Origin of the sequence: Methyloversatilis discipulorum (genome assembly GCF_000385375.1) — a bacterium.
Lineage (GTDB): Bacteria > Pseudomonadota > Gammaproteobacteria > Burkholderiales > Rhodocyclaceae > Methyloversatilis > Methyloversatilis discipulorum_A.
The window spans coordinates 3,895,587-3,913,640 of the sequence record NZ_ARVV01000001.1; the positions used below are offsets into that span (position 1 = coordinate 3,895,587).

Consider the following 18,054-nt stretch of genomic DNA (forward strand, 5'->3'; position numbering starts at 1 on the left):
TCGATTCTTTTCCTGTTACTTGGCCATCGCTGCAGCCGGCGCATCCGCCTTGGCAGCCATTTCACGCAGCGCGCGGCGGTACTCGACCGGCATCACCTTGACGAACTTGCCACGGGCGTTCGCCCAGTCGGCGAGGATGTCGGCGGCACGCTTCGAGCCCGAGAAGGCGGCGTGACGCGCGATCAGGCGACGCAGAATGGCTTCGTCGCTCATCGTCAGGTGGTTGATCGCCGCCTCGCCGATGATGTGGTCGTCGGCGTCATTGGCCAGATCGCCACTGATCGTGTCGAGTTCGACCATCGACATGTTGCAGCGCTTGGCGAAGCTGCCGTCCTCGTCATAGACGTAGGCGACGCCGCCCGACATGCCGGCTGCGAAGTTGCGACCGGTCTGGCCGAGCACGACCACGGTGCCGCCGGTCATGTATTCGCAGCCGTGGTCACCGGTGCCCTCGACCACCGCGATGGCGCCCGAGTTGCGCACGGCGAAACGCTCGCCGGCAACGCCGCGGAAGTAGCACTCGCCTTCAGTCGCACCGTAGAGCACGGTGTTGCCGACGATGATGTTCTTCTCGGATGCGCCGCGGAAAGCGTCCGACGGCTTGATCACGATGCGGCCACCCGACAGGCCCTTGGCGACGTAGTCGTTGCCCTGACCGGTCAGTTCCAGTGTGATGCCGCGCGCGATGAAGGCGCCGAAGCTCTGGCCGGCGGTGCCGCTGAGCTTCACCATGATGGTGTTGTCAGGCAGGCCCTTGTGACCATAGCGGCGCGCCACTTCGTGCGACAGCATGGTGCCGGCAGTGCGGTTCACATTGGTGATCGGCGATTCGACGACGACCGGTTTGCCGGTTTCGATGGCGTCCTTCGCCTTCGCGATCAGGCTGTGGTCGAGCGCGCGGTCGATGCCGTGGTCCTGCGTTTCGCTGTGCAGGCGGGACACTTCGGCCGGAACCGGCGGCATGTAGAAGATGCGCGAGAAGTCGAGGCCGCGCGCCTTCCAGTGTTCGATGCCGGCGCGGGTGTCGAGCAGGTCGGAGCGGCCGACCAGATCGTCGAACTTGCGCACGCCCATCGAGGCCATCAGTTCGCGCACTTCTTCGGCGACGAAGAAGAAGTAATTGACCACGTGTTCCGGCTGGCCGGTGAACTTTTTGCGCAGCACCGGATCCTGGGTGGCGACGCCGACCGGGCAGGTGTTCAGGTGGCACTTGCGCATCATGATGCAGCCCTCGACCACCAGCGGTGCGGTGGCGAAGCCGAATTCGTCGGCGCCGAGCAGCGCGCCGATCAGCACGTCGCGACCGGTCTTCATCTGTCCGTCGGCCTGCACGCGGATACGGCCGCGCAGGCGGTTCAGCACCAGGGTCTGCTGGGTTTCGGCCAGACCGAGTTCCCACGGCGTACCGCAGTGCTTGATCGACGAGATCGGGCTGGCACCGGTGCCGCCGTCATGGCCGGCGATCACCAGGTGGTCGGCCTTGGCCTTGGACACGCCGGCGGCCACGGTACCGACACCGATTTCCGACACCAGCTTGACCGAGATCGAAGCGGTCGGGTTCGAGTTCTTCAGGTCGTGGATGAGCTGGGCCAGATCCTCGATCGAGTAGATGTCGTGGTGCGGCGGCGGCGAAATCAGACCGACGCCCGGCACCGAGTGGCGCAGGAAGCCGATGTATTCCGACACCTTGTGGCCGGGCAGCTGACCGCCTTCGCCCGGCTTGGCGCCCTGGGCCATCTTGATCTGGATCTGGTCGGAGTTGGCCAGGTATTCGGCGGTGACGCCGAAACGGCCGGACGCAACCTGCTTGATCTTGGAGCGCAGCGAATCGCCCTTCTTCAGCGGCAGCGCGACTTCGACGCGCGACGAGCCGATCAGCTTGTCGAGCGTGGTGTCTTCGGTCACCGGGTTGAAGCGGATCGGATCTTCACCGCCCTCGCCGGTGTTCGACTTGCCGCCGATGCGGTTCATCGCGATGGCCAGCGTGGTGTGCGCTTCGGTCGAGATCGAGCCGAGCGACATCGCGCCGGTGGCGAAGCGCTTGACGATTTCGGTCGCCGGCTCGACTTCGGACAGCGGCACCGGTGCGCCCGCCGGCTTGATGTCGAACAGACCACGCAGCGTCATGTGACGCTTGGTCTGGTCGTTGATGATGCGGGCGTATTCCTTGTACGTGTCGTACTTGTTGGTACGCGTCGAGTGCTGCAGCTTGGCGATCGCGTCCGGCGTCCACATGTGCTCTTCGCCGCGGATGCGGAAGGCGTACTCGCCACCGGCATCGAGCGCATTGGCCAGCACCGGGTCGTTGCCGAAGGCCTGGGCGTGCGTGCGCAGCGCCTCTTCGGCCACTTCCTGCAGGCCGATGCCTTCGACCTGGGTGGCGGTGCCGGTGAAGTAGCGGGCAACGAAGGCCGAGTTGAGGCCGATCGCTTCGAAGATCTGCGCGCCGCTGTACGACTGGTAGGTCGAGATGCCCATCTTGGACATGACCTTGTTCAGGCCCTTGCCCACCGCCTTGATGAAGCGCTTCGACGCGTCCTTGGTCGACAGACCGGACGGCAGCTCGTTGGAAATTTCGGCGATCGTGTCGAAAGCCAGCCACGGACAGATCGCCTCTGCGCCGTAACCGGCGAGCAGCGCGAAATGGTGGGTTTCACGCGCCGAACCGGTGTCGATCACGAGGCCGGTCAGCGTGCGCAGGCCCTTGCGCACCAGGTGGTGGTGCACGGCCGACGTGGCCAGCAGCGCCGGAATGGCGACGCGCTCGCGCGAGGCGGCGCGGTCGGACAGGATGACGATGTTGAAACCATCGGCCACCGACTTCTCGGCCGCTTCCTGCAGGCGCTTGATCGCCCCTTCGCAGGCCGCGGCGCCGTCGGCCGCCGGGTAGGTGATGTCGAGTACCAGCGAACGGTACTTGCCGCCGGTCAGGCGCTCGATGTCGCGCAGGCGCAGCACGTCTTCGTTGGTGAGCACCGGCTGGGTGACTTCCAGGCGCGGCGTCAGGCCGTCCTCGTTGTCGGCCACACCCATCAGGTTGGGACGCGGGCCGATGAAGGAGGCGAGCGACATCACGATCTCTTCGCGGATCGGGTCGATCGGCGGGTTCGTGACCTGGGCGAACAGCTGCTTGAAGTAGGAATACAGCGGCTTGTTCTTGTCCGACAGCACCGGCAGCGCGGAGTCGTTACCCATCGAGCCGATGGCTTCTTCGCCGCCGGCCGCCATCGGCGCCAGGATGAACTTGATGTCTTCCTGCGTGTAGCCGAAGGCCTGCTGCGTATCGAGCAGGGTTTCGCTGCGCTCGGTGGCGTACTTGATCTCTTCCAGTTCGGTCAGGAAGAAACGCGAATCGGTGATCCACTTGTCGTACGGGTATTCAGTGGACAGCTCGTGCTTGAGCGCGGCGTCCTCGATGATCGCGCCCTTTTCGAGGTCGATCATGAACATCTTGCCCGGCTGCAGGCGCCACTTCTGCACGATGCGCTCGTCCGGAATCGGCAGCACGCCCATTTCGGAGGCCATCACGACCATGTCGTCGTCGGTGACCAGGAAGCGCGCCGGACGCAGGCCGTTGCGGTCCAGCGTGGCGCCGATCTGGCGGCCGTCGGTGAAGGCCACGGCGGCCGGGCCGTCCCACGGCTCCATGATGGCGGCGTGGAATTCGTAGAAGGCGCGACGCTCTTCGTCCATCAGCGGATTGCCTGCCCAGGCTTCGGGGATCAGCATCATCATGGCGTGGGCCAACGAGTAGCCCCCCATCACCAGCAGTTCGAGCGCGTTGTCGAACGAGGCCGAATCGGAGCCGCCTTCGACGATGAGCGGCCACAGCTTGTCGAGGTCGTCGCCGAGCGCGGCCGACTTCATCGACTTCTGACGCGCCTTCATCCAGTTGATGTTGCCGCGCACGGTGTTGATTTCACCGTTGTGGGCAATCATGCGGAAGGGGTGAGCCAGATCCCAGGTCGGGAAGGTGTTGGTCGAGAAGCGCTGGTGCACCAGTGCCAGCGCGGACTGCGTACGCGCGTCCTGCAGATCGGCGAAGTACTCGCCCACCTGGTGCGCCAGCAGCATGCCCTTATATACAAGGGTGCGCGAGGACAGCGACGGAATGTAAAACTGCTTCACGTCGGCCAGCTTCAGTGCACGCACAGCGTGTTCGACACGCTTGCGCACGACGAACAGCTTGCGTTCGAAGGCGGTCTGGTCGGCCACCGTATCGGGGCGGGCGATGAACACCTGGCGCATCTGCGGCTCGATGGCACGCGCCGCTTCGGCGAGTATGCTGCTGTCGCGCGGAACGTCGCGCCAGCCGAGGAAGGTGAGGCCTTCTTCGTGGATGATGCGCGCAACGACCGACTCACAGGCGGCACAGCCATTGGCCGATTGCGGCAGGAAAACGGTTCCACAGGCGTAGTCGCCGGCGGGCGGCAGCGTGATGCCGATCTTCGCGGCCTCGGCGCGCATCAGCGCGTCAGGCATCTGGATCAAAATGCCGGCGCCATCGCCGAGCAGCGGGTCGTAACCGGTTGCGCCACGGTGATCGAGGTTCTTCAGGATCAGCAGACCCTGTTCGATGATGTCGTGCGATTTGCGATTCTTGATGTTCGCAACGAAACCCACACCACATGCATCACGCTCGTTTTCGGGGTCGTACAGACCCTGAGTATGGGGAAGACCCATTGCTTTCGTCCTCGAAACTCGTTTGCCAACCGCGCGCGGCATCGCTCTGATCGCTCGCCACTGCGGGAATTCGCACCGCCGCATCCACGAAAAAGCCGGTTTCCGCGGTCATCCTCTAGAGGGGATTTGGCGGGCACCGGCTCGGGTGGCCTCGCCGACTCGTCGGTGAGACCGGCACAGGCACTTTGGGGGTGGACGACGGAGTATAAAACCTTGATCCGCTGCGTACAACACCCGTGCGGCAGCGCATCAAACAGCGCCGACCAACGGGGTCAGATCTCGCCGACCGCGAACAGGCGGCGGTGCTCGCGCATCGCGTAACGGTCGGTCATGCCGGCGATGTAGTCGGCGATGGCGCGCGGCTTGTCGTCGCGGGCCATGAGCTGGTACTGCGGCGGCAGCAGGCGCGGGTCGTCCATGAAGGCGCCGAACAGTTCGGCGATGATGCGGCGCGCCTTGGCCGTCATACGCAGCACCTGATAGTGACGGTACAGGTTGTCGCGCAGGAACTGCTTGAGCTTGAGCTGCTCGGCCCGCATCGTTTCGCTGTAGGCGACCAGCACCGGGGCAGCGCGCACGTCGTCGATGGAGCGTGGCGCCACAGCTTCGATGCGGCCCGTCGTTTCCCCCACCAGATCAATCACTTGCGCATTGATCATGCGGCGGATCGCCTCATGGATCAGACGCCGGCCGGCGATCTGCGGGTACAGATCGACCACTTCGCGGCGGAAGCGGGCGAAGATCGGAACCTCTTCCAGCTGTTCCAGCGTGATCAGGCCGGAACGCAGCCCGTCGTCGACGTCGTGGTTGTTGTAGGCGATTTCGTCGGCCAGATTGCAGATCTGCGCCTCGATGGTCGGCTGCGTGCGGTCGAGAAAGCGCTGGCCCAGTTCGCCCAGTTCGCGCGCGCGCGTCGGCGAACAGTGCTTGAGGATGCCCTCGCGCGTCTCGAAGGTGAGGTTCAGGCCATCGAAGGCGCCGTAGCGCTCCTCCAGCAGATCGACTGTGCGCAGGCTCTGCAGGTTGTGCTCGAAACCGCCGTAGTCGCGCATGCATTCGTTCAGCGCGTCCTGACCGGCGTGGCCGAAAGGCGTGTGGCCGAGATCGTGGGCAATCGACACCGCCTCGGCCAGATCCTCGTTCACTCGCAGTGCTCGCGCGATCGAGCGCGCGATCTGCGCGACCTCGATGCTGTGCGTGAGCCGGGTGCGGAAGAGGTCGCCTTCGTGATTGACGAACACCTGGGTCTTGTATTCGAGCCGGCGGAAAGCCGTGCTGTGCACGATGCGGTCGCGGTCGCGCTGGAACTGGCTGCGCCCGTGCGGCGAATCTTCCGGAAAGCGGCGTCCGCGCGAATTCTCGTCGCAGGCTGCGTAGGGCGCGAGTTCAGGCATTCGCGCAGCAGTGCTCGATGGAAGCGGCGATGTCGGCTGCCGGGGCATCGCCGTACACGACGGCTTCGCCGATGCGCTTGAGCAGCACCAGCCGCAACTTGCCGGCCTCGACCTTCTTGTCGTGCGACATCAGCTCGAGGTAGCGCTCTACGCCCAGCTTCGGTCCGCGCAGCGCCAGACCGGCGGATTCGTGGATGCGGTGGATGCGCGCGACGTCGTCGTCGGTCAGCCAGCCGAGCCGGCGCGACAGCTCGGCCGCCATCAACGTGCCGGCCGCAACAGCCTCGCCGTGCAGCCACTCGCCGTACCCAAGACCGGTTTCGATGGCGTGGCCGAAGGTGTGGCCAAGATTGAGGTGGGCGCGCACGCCGGCTTCGGTTTCGTCCTCGATGACGACTTCCGCCTTGTTGCGGCAGGAGCGCTCGATGGCGAAGGCCAGCGCTTCGGTGTCGCGCGCCAGCAGGCGCGGCATGTTGATTTCCAGCCAGTCGAAGAACTCGCGATCGCGGATCAGGCCGTACTTGATCACTTCGGCCAGACCGGCCTTCAGCTCGCGGTCGGGCAGCGTGTCCAGCGTATCGATGTCGGCCAGCACCAGTTTGGGCTGGTAGAAGGCGCCGATCATGTTCTTGCCGAGCGGATGGTTGATCGCGGTCTTGCCACCGACCGACGAATCGACCTGTGACAGCAGCGTGGTCGGCACCTGGATGAAGGGCACGCCGCGCTGGTAGGTCGCCGCGGCGAAGCCGACCATGTCACCGATGACGCCGCCGCCGAGCGCGATCAGCGTGGTCGAGCGCTCGACGCGGGCGCCGAGCAGCGCGTCGAAAATGAGGTTCAGCGTCGGCCAGTCCTTGTGTGCCTCGCCGTCAGGCAGCACGACCAGCTGGCGGGCAACGCCGACCGAGTCCAGCGCATCGAGCACGCGCGCGGCGTACAGCGGCGCGACGATTTCATTGCTGATGACCACGGCGCGCTTGCGCTTCAGTACCGACGCGAACAGGTCGCCGCGGTCTATCAGACCACGACCGATATGGATGTCGTAGGCGCGCTCGTCGAGCGCCACGTTCAGGCTGCGCATCGGTTCAGGTATTCCCGTTCAAGTTTCCGCACGATGGACAGCGGGCTGCCCTGGCCGCTTTCGGCGATGAAATCGGCGACCTCCCGGTACAGAGGGTCGCGCAGGCCGTGAAGTTCGCGCACGCGGGCGCGCGGATCGTCGACCTGCAGCAGCGGCCGGTTGCGGTCGCCGCGGGTGCGCGACCACAGTATGTCGGGCGGCACGTCGAGATAGACCACCCAGCCACCAGCCTTCAGGTTCTGCCGATTCATCGGGTCGAGCACCGCACCGCCGCCGGTGGCCAGCACCAGCCCGGTTTCGTGGGCCAGTGCTTCGATGGTCGCAGCCTCGCGCCTGCGAAAGCCGGCTTCGCCCTCGATTTCGAAGATGGTCGGAATGCTGACGCCGGTGCGCGCCTCGATCTCGTGATCGCAGTCGACGAAGCGCTTGCGCAGCCTGCGCGCGAGCTGGCGGCCGACGGTCGTTTTGCCGGCGCCCATCATGCCGACCAGAAAAATGTTGTCGCTATGTTCCACCGGCCGGATTCTAGCAGCGCAAAAAGAAAGCGGCCCCGTTGCCGGGGCCGCCCGATGCCACGTCGATGAGGTCGCTCAGCGCAGCGTCAGGTTGTCGCTGACGATGCGCGGCGTCACGAAGATGAGCAGTTCGGCGCGGTTGTCACGGGTTTCCGTATTGCGGAACAGAAAGCCGACGTAAGGCAGATCGCCGAGGAAAGGCACGCGCGTCTGGGTGCGGCGCTCGTCCTGCGTGTAGATACCGCCAATGACCACCGTACCGCCGTTCTCGACGAGCACATCGGTCTTGACGTGCTTGGTGTCGATGGCCACCCCCGAACCCGTCGAGAGCTGGGTGTTCGGCGTGTCCTTGTTGATGTCGAGCGCCATCTGCACACGACCGTCCGGCGTGATCTGCGGCTTCACCTGCAACTTGAGGTTGGCCTTGCGGAAGGACACGCTGGTCGCGCCAGAACTGGTTGCCTGCTGGTAGGGGATTTCGACGCCCTGCTCGATCAGTGCCTCGTTCTGATCCGAGGTCATGACACGCGGACTGGAAATCACCTTGCCCTTGCCGTCCTGTTCGAGCGCCGACAGTTCGAGGTTCAGGAAACGCGTCGCCGCCGAATTGAACAGCACGAAGGACAATTGGCCCGGCGTACGCGGCGTGATGTTGTTTGCACGCAGATTCGTACTCAACGAATCGGTCAGGAAGTTCGGCTGGGTCTGCACCTGGCCAGTCTGGAAACCGGTCGCCGCCGCGGAACCACCGATATTGAGACCCGCGCGACCCAGCTGCACCGAACCAGCGGCCGTCTGGTTGATACCGAGACGTGCGCCGAGGTTCTTCGCGAAGTCCTCGTTCGCTTCGACGATACGCGCCTCGATCAGGACCTGGCGGGTCGCCACGTCGAGCTCGATCAGGATGCGGCGGATGTCTTCGAGTCGCGACGGGATGTCGGTCACGATGAGCTTGTTGGTGCGCGTGTCCATCACGATCGACCCACGCTTGGACAGGAAGCGCTTGTCCTTGTCGTCGAGGATGGATTTGTACAGAACTTCCGCCTTGTGATAGTTCAGCTGGAAGGTTTCGGTACGCAGCGGCTCGAGCTCGCTCACCTGCTGCTGGCTTTCGAGCGCCAGCTTTTCCTTTGCCGTCAGCTCGTCGCGCGGCGCGATCCAGATGACGTTGCCAGTCTTGCGCTTGTCCAGCCCCTTGGCGTCGAGAATGATGTCGAGGGCCTGGTCCCAGGGGACGTCCTTCAGTCGCAGCGTCAGCGAACCACCGACGGTGTCGGACGTGATGATGTTGTTGTCGGTGAAGTCGGCGATCACCTGCAGCACCGAACGCACGTCGATATTCTGGAAATTCAGCGACAGCTTCTCGCCCTGGTAGCCCGGCTTGCTGCCCTGAACCAGCTTGTTCGGATCCTCGACCAGACGCTTCACCTCGAGGATGAACTGATTCTCGCTCTGGTAGGCGTTGTGCTCCCACAGACCGGTCGGAGTGACCGTGAGGCGGGTATTGGCACCCGAGCGCACGACTTCCATCTGCGTGATCGGCGTGCCGAAGTCGGTCACGTCATAGCGCTTCAGGAATTCCTCGGCCACCGAGGCGCGCAGGAATTCGACCACCAGCTTCGTACCCTGCTGGCGGATGTCGATACCGGTGTTCGGATCCGACAGTTCGACCACGACGCGACCTTCACCATCCTTGCCGCGGCGGAAGCCGACGTTGCGCAGGGTCTGCGTACCTTCGTTCGCAGCCGGCTCGGCGAATCGGGACGTTTTGTCGGACTGGGCGACAGCCTCTGCGTTGGTCGGCATCGCCAGGCTGATGTACAGGTCGCGCCCGGACAGCCGGGTATTGAAGGTGGACAGCTTGTTGAGGTTGAGCACCAGTCTCGTACGGTCACCGACCTCGACGATGTTGAAGCTGCGCAGGTGCGCTTCGTTCAAGTTCTGGGACGAGCGGCCGAGCGCGTTTCCGGTCGCCGGGAAATCGAAGGCGATGCGCGCGGGCGAGGCGACGCTGAAGTTGGCGGGCACCGTGGCCAGTTCGGACTTGGTCGTCACCTTGACCAGCACCTCCCCGCCCTGCTGCGACACCAGGATGGACTCGATGCTGTTCGGCTGTGCCTGTGCGACGGCAAGTGCCGGTATCGAAGCGACGGCGAGCGCGCACAGCAGGCCGGCGAGTTTGCGGACGAAATTCATTTTTTTGCCTCCTGCTCCTGCAACTGGAGCGTACTGGTACGTTCGACCCATTCGCCGTCCGCGTCCTGAACGATTTCCTTCAAGGTGATGCCATCGCCGGATATCGACGTGATGACACCGAAGTTCTGACCCATGTAATTGCCGCTGCGCACGCGATGCAAGGTCGTGTCCGCCTTGATCAGCGCATAGGTGACCCGCCCCTGCTCGAGCAGACCGACCATGGCCAGCGTGTCGAGCGGGTACTGCTCCAGCGGCTCCTTGCGCCGGTCGAGGTCGGGCGTGATGCCACCGCCACCGCCGCCGCCCTTCTTCCGCTCGGGCTCGATCTTCTGCACGCTGAACGGATCGAGCAGATTGCCCGCTTCGTAGGCAACGATGATCGAAGGCTTGATTTCGGGCAGCGGCTTCACCTGCCCCTTCAGGCCCTGGGTGTTTCTTCCATCCACGAGCGCAGGTCTTCATGGTCTTCGCTACCGCAGCCCGCCAGCGCCAGACTGGCCGCCAGCATCGTCAGGAGGCGCTTCATTTATTGGCCCCCTTGGCCTTGTCGGCCTTTGCCTTCTTGATTCGGGCAATCTCTTCGTCGTCGAGATAACGGTAGGTGGTCGCCACGGCATCCATCTTCAGGCCGTCCTTGCTTGAATCAATGACGATCGAACCCAGGGTCACGATGCGCGAGAGCTTGGCGACGTCACCGGCAAAGTTGCCGAGGTCGTGATAGCCGCCGGTGACGCGGATCGTGATCGGCATTTCGGCGTAGAAATCCTTGACCGCTTCGCCACCCGGCTTCCAGGTTTCGAACTGCAGGCCGCGGCTCAGACCGGCCTGACTGATGTCGACCAGCAGCGATTCCATCTCGGCCTTGTTCGGAAGCTGCTTGAGCAGCGCACCGAAGGACTTGTCGATGTCGGCCAGCTGTTGCTGGTACTGCTCGAGATTCACCGCCTGACGCTTCTTGTTGAGCCATTCGTCCTTCAGCGTCTGTTCCTCGAGTCGCTTCTGTTCGAGCTCGACGCGCAGCGGATCCCACAGGAACCACCAGCCTGCGGCCAGCGTTGCGACCAGCACACCCAGCAGGACCGCGGCCTTCGGCGCGGTGGCCCAGTTGCCGACGTCCTTCGGGTCGAGATTCTTGAAATCGTCCGCAATGCGCGTGAAATCGATCTGGGGCATCTGGATCTGCTTCATGTCTTGCGCCCCTTCGCCGTCTTGCTGTCGGCCTCGTCCACCGCGCGCGTGATGAACAGATCGAGGCTGAATTCGTTCATGCGGCGCTTGTCGACAGTGGCGCCCTTGATTTCGATGAGGGTCGGGCGCTCGAGCAGCGGCGACGACTCCAGATTCCGCATCAGGCTGGACACCCGCGCGTTCGATTGCGCATACCCGACCAGATTGATCTTGTTCGCCTGCTGCGAAACCTTCTTGATATAGACGCCTTCCGGCACGTTCTTCGCGAGTTCGTTGAACAGGCCGACCGCCTCCGACCGGTTGCCCTGCAGCGACTCGATCACCCGCTTGCGCTGCAGCAGCGCGTCGGTCTGCTCGCGCAACCGCTTGATCTCGTCGATCGACTTGTCGAGCGCAGCGATTTCGGTCTTCAGGAAGGCGTTCTTTTCGTCCTGGGCCGACACGTAACCGCTGATGATGCCGTTGCCGAGCGCCACGATGAGACCGCCGAGCACCAGCGTCAGGCCGGTCAGCGCATAGAACTGCTGGCGCCGAGCCTTGCGCTTCTCCTCGCGATGGGGAAGAAGGTTGATGCGTATCATGCGTCGAACCTCCTGAGCGCAAGGCCGCAGGCCACCAGCAGTGACGGCGCGTCCTGGCTGAGACGCTTGGCGGTGACCGTCTGCGACAGCTGCATGTCGACAAAGGGGTTCGCGATACGGGTTTCGACCTGGGTACGGTTGGCAACCACTTCGTCCAGACCGGGGATCACCGAGCACCCGCCGGCGAGCACGATGTGGTCGACGCTGTTGTACTGCGTCGAGGTGAAGAAGAACTGCAGCGCACGCGACACCTCGAGCGCGAGGTTGTCCATGAAGGGACGCAGCAGATCGTTCTCGTAATTCTCCGGCAGCGTGTTGGTGCGCTTGGCGGCTTCGGCCTCTTCCGGGCTCATGCCGTAGTTGCGCATGATGTCCTGCGTCAGCTGGTAGCCGCCGAACGCCTGCTCGCGCGAATAGACCGGCTGGTCGTTGCGCAGGATGATCACGTTCATCACGTTGGCGCCGACGTCGACCAGCACGATGTTGGTGTCCTTGCCGCCGTCCGGCAGCTGCTTCTCGACCAGTTCGAATGCGGCCTGTGCCGCGTAGGACTCGACATCAACCACGACTGCGCGCAGGCCGGCCGCTTCGGCCACCGCGACGCGGTCCTCGACCTTTTCCTTGCGCGAGGCGGCGATCAGCACCTCGACCTCGTCCGGGTTGCCGGGCGCCGGGCCGACCACCTGGAAATCGAGATTCACCTCGTCGAGCTGGAAGGGGATGTACTGATTGGCTTCCGACTCCACCAGCACTTCGAGCTCCTGCTCGCGCTGATTGGCCGGAACGATGATCTTTTTCGTGATGACGGCCGCCGCTGGCAGGGCCAGCGCGACATTGCGCGTCGACGTGCCCATGCGCTTCCACGCCCGACGCACGGCGTCGGCGACGTCTTCGAGCTTGGCGATGTTGCCATCCACCACCGAATCGCGCGGGAGGTTCTCGATGGCGTAGCGCTCGATGCGGTGCTCGCCCTTCGCTGTCCGGGACAGCTCGACCAGCTTGACCGCCGAGGACGACACGTCCAGCCCCATCAGGGGACGCGCTCCCGGGTTAAATACCGACAGGTCGAAAGCCAAGCTTTTTCCTTTTAAGACAGTGAATTAGGCCCAATACGCACAAATTACATTAAGATGCTAGCAGCAAGGTATCGACAAGTAAACAAATTTTGGGTAGGCGTAACGAGAAGCTTCACACGGTCGGCCGGCTATACTTTCGGCCTCAAACCCCCTCCGGAAACCCATCCTCTTGCTCTCCAAATTCCGCTGGCTGCTCTACCCGTTGACCGCCCTCACCGGCCTCGCACTGATAGGCGCGGCCCTCGCGCTGATCGTCGTACTGCTCGCCTACCCTCAGCTCCCGTCGCTGGACATCCTGACCGACTACCGGCCGAAGATCCCGCTTCGCGTCTACAACGCCGACGGGCAGCTGATCGGCGAATTCGGCGAAGAACGCCGCTCGGTCGTGCCGATCGAACAGGTGCCGGACGCGCTCAAGCACGCCATCATTGCCGCCGAGGACGAGCGCTTCTACCAGCACTCGGGCATCGACTACATCGGCATTGCCCGTGCCGCGCTGGCCAATCTGACCAGCGGCGGCCGCAGCCAGGGCGCCAGCACCATCACGATGCAGGTGGCGCGCAATTTCTTCCTGTCGAGCGAACGCACCCTGCGCCGGAAAGTCTATGAAGCACTGATGGCGTTCAAAATCGAGAACAGCCTGACAAAAGACCAGATACTCCAGCTCTATATCAACCAGATCTATCTCGGTCAGCGCGCCTACGGTTTTGCCGCCGCCTCCAGAGCCTATTTCGGCAAAAACCTGAAGGACATTAGCGTCGCCGAAGCAGCGATGCTCGCCGGTCTGCCGAAAGCGCCTTCCAAGTACAACCCGGTGGTGAACCCGAAGCGCGCCGCGCTGCGCCAGTCCTACGTGCTGCGGCGCATGCAGGAGCTGGGCTACATCGACGAAGCGACCCGCGCTCGCGCGGTCGAGGAAGAGCTGGTCCTGCGTCGCGACAGCAGCAGCACCGCCAGCGGGCCGAAGCCGGCGGATTTCGTCGCCGAGATGGCGCGCCAGATGGCGGTCGAGCGCTTCGGCGAGAACGCCTACTCGCTCGGCCTGCGTGTGGTGACGACGATACGGCGCGCCGACCAGGACGCCGCCATCGAGGCCGTCCGCAAAGGCGTGTTCGACTACGACCGCCGGCATGGCTATCGCGGCGCGGAGTCCTTCGTCGACATGAAGGACGTCGGCGCCGACGATGACGAACTGCTCGACGATCTGCTGCAGGACGTGCCGGACGCGGTCGGCCTGCACGCCGCCGTGGTGCTCGCCGCCAGTCCGACGGCGGTAAAGGTCTACAAGCGCGGCGGCGAAGTGCTCAACCTGGGCGCCGACGCGATCAAGTTCGCCAAGGCGATGCTGGACGACAAGGCGCCGCCGGCCCGCAAACTGCGTCGCGGCGCCGTCGTGCGCGTGATGCAGGACGCCAAGCTCGGCTGGACGCTGGCGCAGATGCCGGAAGTCGAGGCGGCCCTGCTCGCCATCGACAGCAGCGATGGCGCGGTCCGCGCGCTGGTCGGCGGTTTCGACTTCAATCGCAGCAAGTTCAACCACGTCACCCAGGGCTGGCGTCAGCCCGGTTCGGCGTTCAAGCCCTTCATCTACTCGGCGGCACTGGAGAAGGGCTACGGGCCGGCGACCGTCGAGGAGGACACGCCGCTGGTGGTGTCGGCCGGCGAAACCGGCAGCCAGAGCTGGCAGCCAAAGAACTACGACGGCAAGTACGACGGCCCGATCTCGCTGCGCACGGCGCTGGCGAAGTCGAAGAACATGGTGTCCATCCGCATGCTGCGCTCGATCGGCCCACGCTATGCGCAGGACTATGTTTCACGCTTCGGATTCGACGCCGCGCGCCACCCGCCCTACCTGACGATGGCGCTCGGTGCGGGTTCTGTCACCCCGTGGCAGATGGCGTCCGCCTACGCCGTGTTCGCCAACGGCGGCTACCGGGTCGAGCCCTATGTGGTGAGCGAGATCACCGACAGCGAGGGACGCGTGCTGGCGCGCTTCACGCCGCGCAAGGCCGGCGACGAAGGTTTGCGCGTCATCGACGCGCGCAACGCCTACCTGATGGACAGCATGATGCAGGACGTCGTGCGCCGCGGAACGGCCACCCGCGCGCTGGCCCTCAAGCGCGGCGACCTCGCCGGCAAGACCGGCACCACCAACGACTATCTCGACGCCTGGTTCTGCGGCTACCAGCCCTCGCGCGTAGCCGTTGCATGGATAGGCTTCGACAACCCGCGCACCCTGGGCCGTGGCGAGACCGGCGGTTCTGCAGCGCTGCCGATGTGGGTGGATTACATGCGCCACGCACTGAAGGACGTGCCCGAACAGCGGCTGCCGCTGCCCGACGGCCTGATCAGCATCGATGCCGGCGAGGACAGCAAGGGTAACCCGCGCAACGACCTGATGTACGAGGAACACCTGCCGCCGCCGCCCGAATCGCTACCGGAAGAGCCGGAAACGCCGGCTTCGGAAGGTGAGCTGCAGCCCGGCCCGCCGCCGCAGTCGCCGGCACCGATTCCGACGCCGCCACGCTCGCCGACCGGCCACATCGTACCGAGCGAATCGCGGCTGACGGTGCCGGAAACGCTCAGCCGCGCAGCTTCACCGGCTCGCCCGCCTGCTGGCTGAGCAGTTCTTCCAGTGCCTGCATCAGTTCCTTGCCGTCGCGCGTGCCTATCCAGCGGCCGCCGTCGGCACGGAAGTGGAAGCCGCCGGAGCGCGCCGCGACCCAGATTTCCTGAGCGACGCCGTGACGGTTGATCACCATTTTCGAACCGTCGTCGAACTCCAGTTCCAGCACGCCGCCGGCCTGCAGTTCGTAGTCGATTCCGGCGCCGCTGCGCTCGATGGCCTGCTCGATCGCAGCCAGCGTCGCATCGGCCAATTTGTTAAATTCACTCTCGTTCATATTCCGGCCATCCGACATGTTTTCCAGCCCGCTCGTGCGCATCGTCGCACTGACCCTGACGCTCGCCGCCTGCGGCACCAAGGGACCATTGACGCTGCCGCCCAAGCAGGGCGCCCAGCCTGCGGCCGCGAAGCCCGCGCCCGCACCTGCTCCGCAAGATACTAACAAGGCCGACAAGCAATGAAGCATTTCGAAACCCGCGACGGCGCGCTGTACGCCGAAGGCGTTGCGCTCGAGCGCATTGCCGCCGAGTACGGCACGCCCACCTTCGTATACAGCCGCGCGGCGCTGACCGAAGCGCACGCTGCCTACGCCGAGGCACTGTCCGGCCGTGACGCCATGCTGTGCTACGCGGTGAAGTCGAATTCCAACCTGGCGATCATGAATGTGTTCGCGCGGCTGGGCACCGGCTTCGACATCGTGTCCGGCGGCGAACTGGCTCGCGTGATCGCGGCGGGCGGCGATCCGGCCAAGGTGGTGTTCTCCGGTGTCGGCAAGACGCGCGACGAAATGCGCGCCGCGCTGACCCACGGCATCTACTGCTTCAACGTCGAGTCCGAAGCCGAACTGCACCGGCTGGCCGAGGTCGCCGGCAGCCTGGGCAAGCGTGCGCCGATCGCGCTGCGGGTGAATCCGGACGTCGACCCGAAAACCCATCCGTACATATCCACCGGCCTGAAGTGCAACAAGTTCGGCGTGCCGATCGCCGACGCACACCGCATCTATCTCGATGCGGCGAAACTGCCGCAGCTGGAGATCCGCGGCATCGCCTGCCACATCGGCTCGCAGCTGCTGGACCCGGCGCCGGTGGCCGAAGCGGCCGCCAAGGTAGTGGCGCTGGCCGAGGCACTGAACCGCGACGGCATCGAACTGCGCCACCTCGACCTCGGCGGCGGCCTCGGCATCCGCTACGACGACGAGGACGTGCCGGCGACGCGTGACTACCTGGCGCCGCTGCTGGCCGTGCTGGCCGGCCGCAAGGAGAGACTGCTGCTCGAACCCGGCCGCTCTCTGGTCGGCAACGCCGGCGTGCTGCTGTCGAAGATCGAGTACCTGAAGCGTGGCGAGGAGCGCAATTTCGCCATCATCGACGCGGCGATGAACGATCTTGCCCGGCCGGCGCTGTACGACGCCTACCACCGCATCGCCGAGGTACGCCCGCGCGGCGAGGCGGACACCTACGACGTGGTCGGCCCGGTCTGCGAAAGCGGCGACTTCCTCGGCCGCGCACGTGAACTGGTGGTCGAGCCGGAGGACCTGGTCGCCATCTTCTCCGCCGGCGCCTACGGCATGACCATGAGTTCGAACTACAACACGCGGCCGCGCGCCGCCGAAGTAATGGTCGATGGCGACAAGGTGCACCTGATCCGCGCGCGCGAACGCATCGCCGACCTCTATGCCGGCGAACGCCTGCTGCCGTGAGCCAGGACGAAGAGGCCGCGCGCGAACGGCTGCGGCTCGACAAGTGGCTGTGGGCGGCGCGCTTCTTCAAGACGCGCACGCTGGCCTCCGACGCCATCGACGCCGGCCGCATCCAGCTGAACGAGGCGCGCGCCAAGCCGTCGCGCGAAGTGCGCATCGGCGACCGGCTGGATATCCAGACCGGCGAAGTGCGCTACACGGTGATCGTGCAGGCGCTGTCCGGCAGACGCGGCCCGGCCGAAGAGGCGCGCAAGCTTTATGAAGAGACCGGCGACAGCCTCGCCCGGCGCGAAGCGGAACGCGAACGGCGCCGACTTGCTCCGGAACCGTCACACATGCTGCACGGACGGCCCACCAAGACCCAGCGGCGTGAAATCGACCGCATGCGCGCTAAACTTCGCGGCGGCTGAGCCTTGCGCGCCAACGAATTGAAAACACTGTCAAAAGGAATCGAACCATGTCCGAACGTATCGTGATGAAGGTCGGTGAAGCCACCGTCTTCGCCAAGGAAGGTCAATACACCGATGCCATGCCGGAAATCGTCATCGGCTCGATCGACGGCCCGGTCGGCCAGGCCTTCGCCCAGATGATGGGTCAGACCGCCGGTCACACCCGCATGCTCGCCGTGCGCGACTGCAACCAGATGGCCAAGCCGGCGACGATGATGGTGCCCAAGGTCACGATCAAGAACTCGCGCACCGTCGAACTGCTGGGTGGCGTGGTGCAGTCGGCCACCGCCGACGCGGTCGTCGACTGCGTGTCGGAAGGCATCATCCCGAAGGATCTGGTGGACGAGCTGGTCATCATCGACCTGGTGTGGCTGGACCCGAATGCGGTCAAGGATCCCAACCTCGACATGAAGGATCTGTACCGCACCAATTACGAAGCAACCAAGATCGCGATACAGCGTGCGATGACCGGCAAGCCGACGATCGACGAGCTGATCGCCAACCGCCACAAGATCAAGCACTGCATGTACGACCCGGAAGCCTGATCGCGGCGCAAAGCCACAGCC

The 18,054-nt window shown here is 64.7% G+C and carries 15 protein-coding genes; 5 read left to right on the plus strand and 10 right to left on the minus strand.

Features of this window, described 5'->3' with window-relative positions:
* Positions 1-15: 15 nt before the first annotated feature.
* The 9 genes from METRZ18153_RS0118065 to METRZ18153_RS0118105 form a co-directional block, all read right to left on the minus strand.
* The gene (locus tag METRZ18153_RS0118065; RefSeq protein ID WP_029143872.1) at positions 16-4,683 is read right to left on the minus strand and encodes a glutamate synthase-related protein; all 4,668 of its coding nucleotides are present in this window, start codon (positions 4,681-4,683) and stop codon (positions 16-18) included.
* A 272-nt stretch (positions 4,684-4,955) separates the two neighbouring features.
* Positions 4,956-6,077, minus strand: coding sequence for a deoxyguanosinetriphosphate triphosphohydrolase (locus METRZ18153_RS0118070; RefSeq protein WP_020166071.1), 1,122 nt, complete (start codon positions 6,075-6,077; stop codon positions 4,956-4,958).
* Positions 6,070-7,158 carry a 3-dehydroquinate synthase gene (aroB, locus tag METRZ18153_RS0118075; protein WP_020166072.1) on the minus strand — a complete coding sequence of 363 codons (1,089 nt, stop codon included), beginning with the start codon at positions 7,156-7,158 and terminating at the stop codon, positions 6,070-6,072. Before aroB ends, METRZ18153_RS0118070 begins: the two co-directional genes overlap by 8 nt.
* The gene (locus METRZ18153_RS0118080; protein WP_019916501.1) at positions 7,146-7,673 is read right to left on the minus strand and encodes a shikimate kinase; all 528 of its coding nucleotides are present in this window, start codon (positions 7,671-7,673) and stop codon (positions 7,146-7,148) included. Before METRZ18153_RS0118080 ends, aroB begins: the two co-directional genes overlap by 13 nt.
* A 75-nt stretch (positions 7,674-7,748) precedes the next feature.
* A complete protein-coding gene (locus METRZ18153_RS0118085; protein WP_020166073.1) occupies positions 7,749-9,869 on the minus strand; it encodes a type IV pilus secretin PilQ in 2,121 nt (706 codons plus the stop codon).
* Positions 9,866-10,315, minus strand: coding sequence for a pilus assembly protein PilP (locus METRZ18153_RS20320; protein ID WP_232416088.1), 450 nt, complete (start codon positions 10,313-10,315; stop codon positions 9,866-9,868). The genes METRZ18153_RS0118085 and METRZ18153_RS20320 overlap by 4 nt, the downstream gene beginning before the upstream one ends.
* A gap of 76 nt (positions 10,316-10,391) precedes the next feature.
* A complete protein-coding gene (locus tag METRZ18153_RS0118095; protein ID WP_020166076.1) occupies positions 10,392-11,057 on the minus strand; it encodes a type IV pilus inner membrane component PilO in 666 nt (221 codons plus the stop codon).
* The gene (locus METRZ18153_RS0118100; protein ID WP_020166077.1) at positions 11,054-11,638 is read right to left on the minus strand and encodes a PilN domain-containing protein; all 585 of its coding nucleotides are present in this window, start codon (positions 11,636-11,638) and stop codon (positions 11,054-11,056) included. The genes METRZ18153_RS0118095 and METRZ18153_RS0118100 overlap by 4 nt, the downstream gene beginning before the upstream one ends.
* The gene (locus METRZ18153_RS0118105; protein WP_024300771.1) at positions 11,635-12,714 is read right to left on the minus strand and encodes a pilus assembly protein PilM; all 1,080 of its coding nucleotides are present in this window, start codon (positions 12,712-12,714) and stop codon (positions 11,635-11,637) included. The genes METRZ18153_RS0118100 and METRZ18153_RS0118105 overlap by 4 nt, the downstream gene beginning before the upstream one ends.
* Before the next feature lie 169 nt (positions 12,715-12,883).
* On the opposite strand from METRZ18153_RS0118105, the gene METRZ18153_RS0118110 reads away from it, so the two are divergent.
* Positions 12,884-15,337 carry a penicillin-binding protein 1A gene (locus tag METRZ18153_RS0118110; protein WP_020166078.1) on the plus strand — a complete coding sequence of 818 codons (2,454 nt, stop codon included), beginning with the start codon at positions 12,884-12,886 and terminating at the stop codon, positions 15,335-15,337.
* Here the strand turns inward: METRZ18153_RS0118110 and cyaY are convergent.
* Positions 15,297-15,617, minus strand: coding sequence for an iron donor protein CyaY (gene cyaY / locus METRZ18153_RS0118115; RefSeq protein ID WP_024300770.1), 321 nt, complete (start codon positions 15,615-15,617; stop codon positions 15,297-15,299). The genes METRZ18153_RS0118110 and cyaY overlap by 41 nt on opposite strands.
* A gap of 16 nt (positions 15,618-15,633) precedes the next feature.
* On the opposite strand from cyaY, the gene lptM reads away from it, so the two are divergent.
* From lptM to fae, 4 genes are read left to right on the plus strand one after another with little or no spacing between them, the layout of a single operon-like run.
* Positions 15,634-15,801 carry an LPS translocon maturation chaperone LptM gene (gene lptM, locus METRZ18153_RS20710; protein ID WP_081629111.1) on the plus strand — a complete coding sequence of 56 codons (168 nt, stop codon included), beginning with the start codon at positions 15,634-15,636 and terminating at the stop codon, positions 15,799-15,801.
* Positions 15,798-17,039, plus strand: coding sequence for a diaminopimelate decarboxylase (gene lysA, locus METRZ18153_RS0118120; protein ID WP_020166080.1), 1,242 nt, complete (start codon positions 15,798-15,800; stop codon positions 17,037-17,039). The genes lptM and lysA overlap by 4 nt, the downstream gene beginning before the upstream one ends.
* Positions 17,036-17,449: an RNA-binding S4 domain-containing protein gene (locus METRZ18153_RS0118125; RefSeq protein WP_020166081.1), complete on the plus strand. Its 414-nt coding sequence runs from the start codon at positions 17,036-17,038 to the stop codon at positions 17,447-17,449. The genes lysA and METRZ18153_RS0118125 overlap by 4 nt, the downstream gene beginning before the upstream one ends.
* 47 nt (positions 17,450-17,496) lie before the next feature.
* Entirely contained in the window at positions 17,497-18,033 is a 537-nt protein-coding gene (fae, locus tag METRZ18153_RS0118130; RefSeq protein ID WP_020166082.1) for a formaldehyde-activating enzyme, read from the plus strand.
* Positions 18,034-18,054 lie beyond the last annotated feature (21 nt).